At 32.3% G+C, this 11,675-nt stretch carries 6 protein-coding genes; 4 read left to right on the forward strand and 2 right to left on the reverse strand.

Annotation, left to right across the window (positions count from 1 at the left end):
* Positions 1–98 precede the first annotated feature (98 nt).
* The 4 genes from KM029_RS21400 (at position 99) to KM029_RS21415 (ending at position 8,904) form a co-directional block, all read left to right on the forward strand.
* On the forward strand, positions 99–3,200 hold the full coding sequence (locus KM029_RS21400) for an InlB B-repeat-containing protein (RefSeq protein WP_144075848.1): 3,102 nt from the start codon (positions 99–101) through the stop codon (positions 3,198–3,200).
* A gap of 133 nt (positions 3,201–3,333) precedes the next feature.
* Positions 3,334–4,239, forward strand: coding sequence for a DoxX-like family protein (locus KM029_RS21405; RefSeq protein ID WP_144075849.1), 906 nt, complete (start codon positions 3,334–3,336; stop codon positions 4,237–4,239).
* A 279-nt stretch (positions 4,240–4,518) separates the two neighbouring features.
* Positions 4,519–5,811 (forward strand): Ig-like domain-containing protein, encoded by a 1,293-nt coding sequence (locus KM029_RS21410; RefSeq protein WP_144075850.1) that lies wholly within the window; start codon positions 4,519–4,521, stop codon positions 5,809–5,811.
* Positions 5,812–5,967: 156 nt separating this feature from the next.
* Positions 5,968–8,904 carry a T9SS type A sorting domain-containing protein gene (locus KM029_RS21415; protein WP_158631168.1) on the forward strand — a complete coding sequence of 979 codons (2,937 nt, stop codon included), beginning with the start codon at positions 5,968–5,970 and terminating at the stop codon, positions 8,902–8,904.
* Between the two features lie 143 nt (positions 8,905–9,047).
* On the opposite strand, the gene KM029_RS21420 is transcribed toward KM029_RS21415, so the two are convergent.
* Together KM029_RS21420 and KM029_RS21425 are read right to left on the reverse strand one after the other, a co-directional pair.
* Positions 9,048–9,482 (reverse strand): hypothetical protein, encoded by a 435-nt coding sequence (locus tag KM029_RS21420; protein WP_144075852.1) that lies wholly within the window; start codon positions 9,480–9,482, stop codon positions 9,048–9,050.
* A 288-nt stretch (positions 9,483–9,770) separates the two neighbouring features.
* Complete coding sequence (locus KM029_RS21425) at positions 9,771–11,618, reverse strand: hypothetical protein (protein WP_144075853.1); 1,848 nt, start codon at positions 11,616–11,618, stop codon at positions 9,771–9,773.
* Positions 11,619–11,675: the final 57 nt, after the last annotated feature.

An 11,675-nucleotide genomic window follows, 5' to 3' on the forward strand; every position in this document is an offset into this window, starting at 1 on the left:
ATGTCTAATTATGAATAAAATAAATATTTGATTAGGTAATTAACCTAAAAGATAAAATCAGCCACGCTATAATATTACTATTATTATTTAAACATAGAATGATGAAAAAATTACTTCTACGCACACTACTATTGGCAACCATGATGGGTCTAAACATCACATGGAGTGCTTTTGCTAACACAGACAAATATCGTCTTACTTTAAGAGACGATCCAGCAACTACAATTACAATTGCTTGGAATCAAATTTCAGGTAGTGATCCAATTGTATACTTCGATACAAATGATCATGGTACAGATTATAGTGCGTATACCATGAATAAAACTGTAGATAGATCTATAGAATACAAAGGTATGAGTAATCAATTTGCTCGTTTAACAGGTTTACAACCAAATACTGCCTACTATTTTGTCATCAAGGATAGTGAAGGAACAAGTGAACGCTATTGGTTTAAAACTGCTCCTTCTTCCTCTTCTGAACGTCTTTCTTTTATTGCTGGAGGTGATTCTAGAAACAACAGAGAACCACGTCAAAATGGTAACCGTATTGTAGCTCGTCTTCGTCCACACGCTGTATTTTTTGGCGGTGATATGACTTCTGCTGGTACAGATGAGCAATGGCAAGATTGGTTTGATGATTGGCAATTAACTATTGGAAATGATGGTCGTATCGTACCAATTGTAGCTGCACGTGGTAATCACGAAAGCTCAAATAGCATGGTCTATGATTTATTTGACACACCTTCTACTGATATTTATTACGGTCTTACTTTCGGAACAGACTTATTGAGAGTTTACACACTAAATACAGAAATGTCAATTACTGGTGATCAAACAACTTGGTTAGCCAATGATTTAGCAGCTAATTCAAATGTTACTTGGAAATCTGCACAATACCATAAACCAATGAGACCTCACGTTAGTGGTAAAACAGAAGGAAATACACACTATAGCAGTTGGGCTAATATATTTTACCAAAACAATGTAAAACTAGTAGTAGAATGTGATGCTCATACCGTTAAAACAACATGGCCAGTAAAACCTACTACAGAAAGTGGGAACGAAGAAGGTTTTGTTAGAGATGACGTTAGTGGAACAGTTTACACAGGAGAAGGTTGTTGGGGTGCTCCATTACGCTCTAATAATGATAATAAATCATGGACTAGAGATAGTGGTATGTTCAACCAAGTGAAATGGATATTTGTTGATCAATCAAAAATAGAAATTCGAACAATTAAAGTAGATAACGCTACAAGTGTAGAGACAGTTAATGATAGTAATATATTTTCTGCTCCAGCAAATTTAGACATTTGGTCTCCATCAAATGGACCCGTAGTTACCATTACAAACACAGTTGGACTTCCAGATATCAATTTAATTTCTCCTGAAGACCAAGGGTACTACAGTACACCAACAACACTTACATTAGCTGCTTCAGCAATGGATACTGATGGTAGTGTAGCAAAAGTAGAATTCTATATTAATGATAATTCTATAGGCTTAGATACATCATCTCCTTATGAAATTGATTATTTAATTCCTGCAGATGGCAACTATTCTTTCTATGCAATAGTAGAAGATAATGATGGAAACACTATAAAATCTGAGACAAGATCTTTTAAAGTAGGTATTGTTGATAACATATTAAATGTTCGGGTAATTGCTGATGAAGATGATGCAGAAGAAGCCGAAGATGGAATGGTTGATATTAGCAGTTCAGATTTAGAATTGGTTTATGATCCACATGAATCAGCTGGGAATCAAAAGGTAGGACTCCGATTTAAAAATTTAGATATACCTCAGGGTGCAACTATCACAGAAGCCTACATTCAGTTTACTGCCGATGAAGATAAAAACGAAACTGGATCCCTTTCTATCTATGGTCAATTTGCCAATATGCCTGCCCCTTTTACAACTACATTAAATGATATTTCATCAAGACCAAAAACAACGGCGTCTGTGGTTTGGTCACCAGAAAATTGGTTAACAGTTGGAGAAGCAGGTTCAGCACAAAGAACGCCAGACCTTCAAAATATTGCACAAGAAATTGTCAATAGACCCGGTTGGAATGCTGGCCATATGGTATTCATTTTCGAAGGTAACGGACGTAGAGTTGCTGAATCATATAAGGGCTCTAGTACTGCTGCCCCACAATTGGTTATTTCTTATAAAGAAAAATATACATTATCGGTCAATGCTACTAATGGTAGTGTAACAACATCTCCAGAGCAAGATACATTTGATCAGGGTTCAGAAGTGATTTTAACCGCTGTTCCTAATTCTGATTATGAATTTAGCGGATGGTCAGATGATGCTTTAGGTACTCAAAATCCGTTAACGATTACAATGGATTCTAATAAGAATATTACAGCAAACTTTACTGAAATTCCAACAGGCACTACTATTACAATAGGTGTTTTTAAAGGAAATGATGATGCACAAGAAGCAGCAAATGGTGTGATAGATATAAGCAGTACTTCTTTAGATTTAGGTGATCAAATTGTAGGTGTTCGTTTCAGAGATATAGATATACCACAAGGTGCTACTATCAACGATGCATACATTCAATTTACTACTGATGAGGTGATAAATGCTGAAGGTACACTTTCTATTCAAGCACAATTTGCCAATAAACCAAGTGTTTTCACTACTGCATTAAATGATATTTCATCAAGACCAAAAACAACGGCGTCTGTTAATTGGACTCCTGAAGATTGGACCGTTGCGGAAGAAGCAAGCACTGCACAAAGAACGCCAAATCTTAAATCTATTGTTCAAGAAATAGTAAATAGATCTGCATGGAATTTGGGACATATGGCTTTTATCTTCCAAGGAAATGGCCACAGAGTTGCCAAGTCTTATAACGGATCAAGTACATCTGCACCTCAGCTTATTGTAACCTACGATAGTAATACGAACTCAAGAGTGTCCCTCACTGAATCACCTACAGTGTCAAATAATATGTCAGTTTATCCTAACCCAATTGGAGAGATTGTCAACTTTGAATTTGATACAGTGATTCCAGAACTCATAACAATTACTTTTTATGATATATCAGGCAGAGTTGCTTTAGTTAATAATATCTCTTCAAAGTTAGGTCATAACAAGATTGTTATAGAAACAGCAACATTAAAGTCTGGAAATTATACAGTCCATATTGTTGGTGATGGAATTTCTGAAGCTGTAAAACTCATTAAATAATAAGTATTGACTTAAAAATATTCTTTTGACTATCAAACCTCTGAGTAAGTTTTTCACAGAATTTACTTCGAGGTTTCAAAAGAAAATTCTACATACTTGACTTCAATATTAATAATATATAATCAACAGAAATATGAAATCGAAAATATATTTATATCTCTCTATTAGTACCTTCTGTGTTTTTATAGGTCGAGCAACACAACACCTTGTTTGGGATGCTCCTTTTAGAACTTTATTATGGGATGAAGGACTTTTAAAAGGTTTTGTAGAAAATATAATGGGCTATGATTGGTTCAATTATGTTACAAGCCCAACAACTGATACTTGGATTAATGGAAGTATTACTGCATTTGGAATCTTATACCTGCTTGCCGCATTATCTGTTTTTGTACTTCATAAAGAGGGTATTTTAAAACAAATTGGGCTAAAACTTCAAATTTTTGGTGCTCTAGGATTAATGTTTTTAGCCTTTCTATATTCTAAAGAGAAGTTTATGCAATTGGGGCAATTATTAGAATACTCAGCACAATTTACAGCACCTCTCCTACTATGGTATGTGATAACTTATAAAGAAGAAAGGTTCCCATTAATTTTTGCCAAAGTAGTAATTGCACTTACATTTATTTGTCATGGTTTATATGCAGTAGGTTTTTACCCTGTTCCTGGAAAATTTGTAGATATGACTATCGCTACAATAGGTGTAACAGAAAGTACAGCAAAAACTTTATTGCTTGTAGCAGGGATTATGGATTTTATTGTGGCCATTGGTATTTTTATTCCAAGAATAGCAAAACCAATGCTTATATATATGGTCGTTTGGGGAACGTTAACTTCTATGGCTCGTTTAACAGGGCACTTCCATATTGAATTCTTAGGTAATACTCTTTTACAATGGTTACCAGCTGTTATATACAGAGTACCTCATGCATTACTTCCACTTATAATTCTACAGTATTTGAAGGAATATGAAGGAAGTCAGAGTTTGAATCTCAGAGAAAAAATTCCCTACCTTATCCGTAAGGTTGAAATAGTGAAATAAACAAGAATGTACTATCTAATTAAAATTAGGTAGTACATTTTTTTATAACTAAGCCTATTAACATATTAATTTCAAAAAAAGCGTATTAATAACTCTTATTAATTCTCTATTAATAGCTGATTAAGTTCAATTTAATCATCCCAACCTACATTAGCTTACAGGTATTAAGGCAATCATGAAATGAAACAAAATATACACAACACTTAATGCCTTACTATAATTAACATAACCTTGCGATTTTTTGAATAATATCTTAAAACGCATACAACTACTTTAATTATGAAATTAAGAAAATTACCAGCATTATTACTTATTTCTAGTATGCTCTTCAACGGTGCTTGTACCAAAGACGTACTTCCTGAAAATGAACTTGAAAATCAAGAAGAATTATCCTCTTCTGCTAGAACTGCACTACTTGACGGTGAAGTTGTGGCTATCCAAAATCCACTTAATGGAGCAAACATTCCACTAAATTCTACTTTTACAGTGGACGCTTTGACTGATTCTAATGTAGAATTACTTGCATGTAGACTTTGGGTTGACAACGTATATTATGATGTAGATAAAGAAGCTCCGTATTCTTATGATGTAACCAACCTTCCTTTAGGAGAACATACATTAATGATCAGAGCAAATGGCGCTGATGGTGTGAACCATGACAGTGAATTAATAACAATTAATGTAGTTGACGCTAACGCTCCAGGCTCAATTGAGATTACTTCAATTGCTAATGGAGATGCATTTACAGAAGGTGAAGAAATTTCTATTACTTCTACACATTCTGACGGAGATGGTATAATGAATGTAAGACTATGGATCAACGAGACATACATTGATGTAAATAAAGAAGCTCCTTATAATTTTACTGTAGATAACCTACCTGTAGGTACTCATACTGTAGTCTTAAAAATGAAAGATCTAAAAGAAAATGTTACTTCTAGTGCTCCTGTAACAATTGAAATAGTAGAAGCACAAGAAGAAGAAATTCTTTGGGAAGATTTCACACTCAATATTCTTCCGTATGTAAGAATGGGTGGATACCAAGATGTTATTTTCAATAATAGTGTTGTTGGAACAACTGAATTCTTAATTCTTTCAGCAAGTCATGGTAACCCTCCTCCTGGTCAATATACAAAAGAAGCAATTGTACAAGGTGGCGAATGGACAAAAATTGGTTACGGTGGAGACGACGATAAGAGTGCTGAAGTTTGGGTACGTCAGGTAACAGCCAATAACAAAGATGATCACGGTCAGATTAATACTAAAAATGCTGCTGCTAAATTAACAATACTCTCTTACAATGGTCTACTTAATATTGGAGCTACACAAGATTTATACTTCTTCAATGTAAAAGCAAGCATTGATCATGGTGGAAAAAAAGGACCATTTTTAGTAGTGATTGCATCAGACAATGGAAAAGAATCTACTATGTCAGATCTTAATTATGGATATAATTCTAATGGTACTCCAGGTGATGACATGACAATGTTATACCTTACAAATGAGGATCAATTTTATGATAATACCTTTTCTGTTAGAGGAGGTGCTGTCAGTATTCAATTATTACGTTAATAGGTATCATTTTAATAAAAACCCTTTGAGTACATCAGAGGGTTTTTATTGATTAAAGGGAAATGCATGATCTCTTTTGATTTTTAAAGAAATAGACAAAACTATATTTAATCTGCAAACATGAATTTTAATTATCGAACAATAATCAATAGTATCATGCTTTTATTCCTGAGTTATTCGGGGGTTGCACAAACTTTTGATATCAATTACAAAACACCTACTACATTAGGAACAATCTCTGATCCACTTATTAATGAAGCTAGTGGATTGGCAATTTCTTATAGTACGAATGATGCTTTTTGGTTACATAACGATTCTGGTGATGGACCAAATCTTTGGTTAATTAATAAATCTGGTGATGTTCTCAATCATGGTATTGTAAAACAAAAAAATGGAAACAATGCTAGTTCTAGAGATTGGGAAGACATCGCTTCTTTTGAAAAAGATGGAAAATCATACCTAATTATCGGCAATTTTGGTGATAACCCTGTCAATAAAACAGAATACTACCTTTATATTCTTGAGGAACCTGAATATAATGCACAAAGCACTAATGATAATGCCTATGAAATCTTAAAAACAATTACTTATCAATATGAAAATGGATCTCAGAACTGTGAATCTATTGGTGTAGATGTTGAAAACGAACAAATAATATTGGTAAGTAAATCGAGTGTTGGTGGAAATAAAATTGTCTATGAATTACCTCTTTCTGTTACTTCTGATGACATTACAACTACAGCAAAAATAATTGGTCAGTTTCCGATGGATGGTACAACGGCTATGGATATTTCTAATGACGGACAACATGCTATAGTACTTACATATAAAGATGCTTACGAATTTACAAGATATGAAGGGGCAACATGGGAAGATGCTTTTAAAAGAGCACCTCGACAAATAACTATGCCTGTAAGAAATGGTGGTGAAGCCATTGCGTATGGTAAAAATGCAATAGATTTATATTTGGTGAGAGAAGGTAAATCTTCTCCTGTTTGGCTTGTAGAAGGAGAAGTGGAACAAGGTGTCTTATTTCAAGTAGATATGCGTCTTCAAACAGATCTATACAACAAACAGGTTTGGGTGAATATTGAAGGTCAAGCTAACCCAATATTAATGACCGATCATGATGAAAATGGTATTTTTGCGGCTAAAGTAGATTTACCTTTAAACACTGAATATGTGTATTCATTTAGTTATCAAAATGGAGAAAGTACTGACAATGATATTGTTGTAGAAAACACAGCTTCAGCTTGTGCGAATGACAATGGTAAACGTGAAGTTTATATTGGAAAGAAAAATCTTTTACTTAAAAAAGTAATTTTTAATAACTGTGATGAAAGCCCTAATTTTTATATCATTGATCATTGTGAATCTGTTTCAGGGTGGAAAAACGCAGGCTTATCATTAAATACTTCAGATAAGAAACAAGGTAATGCTTCAGTAGAATATTCAGGTGATCAAAATGTAGAATTTGAAAAAATCCTTGCAGAGCCAACACACGCAAACGGTACTGAAGAAGGGACAGTTTTAGAATTTTGGTATTATATATCAGATGTTTCTAAATTGGATGCTTCTAATCAAGTTGAAATTACAAGTTCAGGTAAATCTGACACAGATGAATATGGTTGGAACATTGATAAAAACAACCTTGTAAATGGATGGAACTTCATGGAATTAAAAATCAGTGAAGCCAACAAAACAGGAAATCCAGATCTTACAGCGATTAACTACTTCAGATTATACAGAAAAAAGACTGGAGCTATCACTTCACGTATTGATGACATTCAACTTATTGGTGAAAATAACCCTAGAGAAAGTGATGCAAGTTTATCTTCAATAACCATTGATTACGGTAAATTTACTGAAGCTTTTAGTCCTGGTATTTTAACCTATACTGTGGAAATTCCTTTTGGAATTGAAACCCCTCCTACTGTTTCAGCAACTGCAACACAACTTGGAAAAGCAGTAATGACTGTTCAACAAGCGGCTACAATGACTGAAACGGCTACAATCGATGTAACTTCAGAAGACGGTACAAATCAACGTACATATACTATAGCTTTTGTATCATCTGATGGTAAATATTTAGATCCTTGTGAAGATAAAACTGGTTGGAATCCTGGTGCTATTATTTTAAATAGCGAGGATAATAAACAAGGTGAATATTGTTTTGAAAATACTACTAGTGACAATTTAGAGTTTTCTAAAAATTTCTCTACTCCACATAATGCTAATGGAACTCCAAAAGACGTCACATTATCATTTTGGTACTATGTTTCTGATGTTTCTCTTTTTGATGAAGCAAATCAAGTTGAAATTACAAGTTCAGGCAAAGCAGATGAAGATGAATACAGTTGGAGTATTACTAAAAGTAATCTAAATACAGGATGGAATCACATTCAATTAAATGTTGGTGAAGCAGCAATAACAGGTAACCCTGATTTGGAAGCGATTAACTTCTTCAGAATTTACAGAAAGAAAACAGGAAGTGTAACTACTCGTATTGATGCTATCAACCTTTATGGGGAAAGTGAAGAGGATAAAGAGGACGAGGAAAATGAAGAGACAAAATCTAACGATGCTAATTTAGGTAGCCTAAATATAAATAACGGTACCTTGAGTCCCTCATTTTCTTCAGACATATTGGATTACACAGTAGAAGTACCGGAAGGAGCAACAAACATTCCCGAAGTTACTGCAACTGCATCAGACCAAGAAAATGCTTCTATTCTTATTACACAAGCAAATTCTTTAGAAGATAAGACTACAATAGAAGTAACTGCAGAAGATGGAACAACTAAAACTTATACCATTACTTTTTTAGTAAATATACCTACATCTATTTCGGTAAATAAAGCTGATCTAGGTCTTTATATTTTTCCAAATCCAATCATTGATGTACTGACAATTCGTAGTCAATCTGATTTACAAAAAGTAGAAATTTATACAATTGGTGGTCATAAAAAATATTCAATAAATACATTATCAACTGTTGTTAAAATCAATATCCAACATTGGGAGAAAGGTATTTATATTTTAAAAATCACAACCAAAGAAGGGAAAATACTAACTCAAAAGGTTATAAAGTGATTTTAATATGGAATTTTAAAAATAGAAACCCCACGATTCATTAATGTGTTGTGGGGTTTCTATTTATTTTAAAAGTGTAAAACTTATTCAAAATACTTGTCCTTTACACCTAAAGCCATAATTCGAATTGAAAAGGTGAAAATTTAATAATATAAAATAGATGTATCTAAATTTATTAAGTTAAGATAAATACTATCTCCTTCAATTTTTAATTTTGAAATATCAAATAATATTTCCTTTGTGATGTATGCCTCACAGATTTCCTCATTTTTTAATGAGAATACTAAATTTCTTTGAGGAGGATATGATTCTAATAGTAATCCCGAATCTATCAATTTCACCACCCAAGAACCTCCACTACACCCACTTGCACTGTAGGTAATTTTCAAGATATCCTCTTCTATAGAGTAATCTTCCAAAGCTACAGGTTCTCTTGGAGCTGTATTATACTCTTCTAAACTAATAATGACTTCATTTGCAGGAACATCTAAATTTGGTTCATCTAAAGTCACATTTTCTTTACAGGATAAAAAAAGAATTAAGAGAAGTAGAAAAAGTATTGAGATGTTTTTTTTCATAACATTTTATTTTTTCTCTAAATGTAAAGCTATTTATTAATAATATGGAATACCTATTAATTCATGAGTTTCGAGTTCCCTTTTACTCTTCTGTATAAAATTCAAAAAATACTTAGTTCAACTTCCCTTTAACCTTACTCTTGAGTATCCAATGTCTTATTACTTCAATACGATCTCAAAATCCTAGCGTTTTTAATTAAAACAAAACCCCACAGAATATAATCCTGTAGGGCTTTTTTCAGTAGAGTTCTGATAGAATTTATCACTATTAAAAATAGATAAAATGCTCTAATCAATCTCTAAAACGTTATAGGTGTTATGTAAATTATAAAGGTCATAATTATTAATTGAAGAGGAGACTTCAAGTAATTTTTCTTCTTTCAATTCTTTCCATACCTCATAATGAAATTCTGGTAATAACTTCTTCACTTTCTTTTCATAGCGCTCATTATTTTTAGACTCATTACTTCGGTATGCCTTATTATTAGTTTCATTAAGAATTAGATTAGTAAGATGAGAATGCATTCTCTCTTCTTCTATTTTTAACCATTGATTTTTTTCCACCGGATCAAGCATAAACCTTATATTAAAATAATTTACCTCTTGAGTTGCTAGGGTATTTACCAAATCTTTAATAATACGTTTATCAAAACTAGATTGATAGATTACATTAGGTTGATTTCTATTGTCTACTTCTCGAATTTCCCTCGTAGTCGTTAGATTTGCAATTTCAACACCCTCTGTTACTAATGAAATATTTAAATTCCCTTTTTTCCATGGTATAGTTGTTATCTGTAAACCACTACCAATAGCTAACTTTCCAGTACCTTCTATTATAACCTTAGAAGGCTTTTTTGTATAAGTTATTACTTCGATTGAATCTTGAGAATATTGAGTATCACCAATTGATTTTCTAACTTTATAATCAAGAAAATTGCTATCTACTTTTTGTTTATTTCTATAAGCTACAAAAACTCCCTGATCTACCTCTTCATTTTTCCATATCTCAACCAAAGTATTTAATAAAGGACCTAATCCAAATCCATGGTTATATTCTTGTCTAAATTGAGAGCCTTCAATGTATGTATTCCAAGAATTCAAAATCAAAATAGAAGCATTAAAATTGTTTGCTTGTTCAAACCCTAACCTTAACCCTTTCGATAATGATAAATCATCATATTCTTTGTAACATTCATTGATCTTTAAATCTTCTTTTATAACAAACGCTCTTGGTTTCTTCTTCTTACTGTCTATTTCAACATAATAACTAGAAACATGATCATGGTAAATAGAATGAACAAATGGTTTATTTGTAAGTTTTAAGTTGTTATTAAATCTTTCAATAAGTTTTTCTTCTCGCATATGAAATGCTTCCATCTTTACTGTATAAAACTTTTTACTAGCTTCAATAACTTCCTTTTTCCTACCTGGCCAAATACATGTGTATATACAATTATAGTCTTCTATAGTAGGTTGCAGTATTGCATCAATTCTGTTAAATAAAAGTGAAATATCGAATATCATATCATCTGATTTTTCCATTTTTTTCCGTTCCTCTTTCGTCAGTAAACTTTTTACTTTTGAAAGCATTATCACTTTTTTATCATTTTCAATATGCCAATTTTTGGAGAAGCTATACTTGTTATTGGTAAAGTGTTTTAAAACTCCTGAAGCATCTGCAATGGCTTCATCAAGATTATTATTAGGTTCAAATTTTAAAGCAATATTAAAATAGAATGGATATCCCTTCTCTTCTGCAACTTCAAAATACGCTTCTATAATTTCATTATAACGTTTGTATAAATTATTATTTTTAGAGATTACATAAATAAATGAAAAGCCATCAATACCCATTTTCATAGCACTTTGTATCTCAAAATCTACCGCTTCTTTTAACGACATTTGTTTTGCCAAATCTGATACTAAAGGATAGAATAAAGCATTATTGTCTAACCATGTTTTTTCACTATCATAAATATAACTATATGCATTAATTTTGGGTAAAACTCCTTTTTCAGGTGAATTAATAAATAATATATTATTTTGAGCAAAAACCTTTTTAATATTAGCAGCACTAGTTGTTAGTGCAAAGAAAAGTACGGGTAAGATTAAAATTATTGTTTTTATAGTTTTCATGAGTAAACATTTAAGTAGTTATATGAGAAGAAGGGTAGTAAAACTCACCATTAAGAT

It is taken from the genome of Flammeovirga kamogawensis (assembly GCF_018736065.1).
Taxonomy (GTDB): Bacteria; Bacteroidota; Bacteroidia; order Cytophagales; family Flammeovirgaceae; genus Flammeovirga; species Flammeovirga kamogawensis.

Bases quoted from the DNA above. Each gene is read 5' to 3' on its own strand.
- KM029_RS21410 (WP_144075850.1), top strand. From the start codon at position 4,519: ATGAAATTAAGAAAATTACCAGCATTATTACTTATTTCTAGTATGCTC.
- KM029_RS21405 (WP_144075849.1), top strand. From the start codon at position 3,334: ATGAAATCGAAAATATATTTATATCTCTCTATTAGTACCTTCTGTGTT.
- KM029_RS21415 (WP_158631168.1), top strand. From the start codon at position 5,968: ATGCTTTTATTCCTGAGTTATTCGGGGGTTGCACAAACTTTTGATATC.
- KM029_RS21420 (WP_144075852.1), bottom strand. From the start codon at position 9,482: ATGAAAAAAAACATCTCAATACTTTTTCTACTTCTCTTAATTCTTTTT.
- KM029_RS21425 (WP_144075853.1), bottom strand. From the start codon at position 11,618: ATGAAAACTATAAAAACAATAATTTTAATCTTACCCGTACTTTTCTTT.
- KM029_RS21400 (WP_144075848.1), top strand. From the start codon at position 99: ATGATGAAAAAATTACTTCTACGCACACTACTATTGGCAACCATGATG.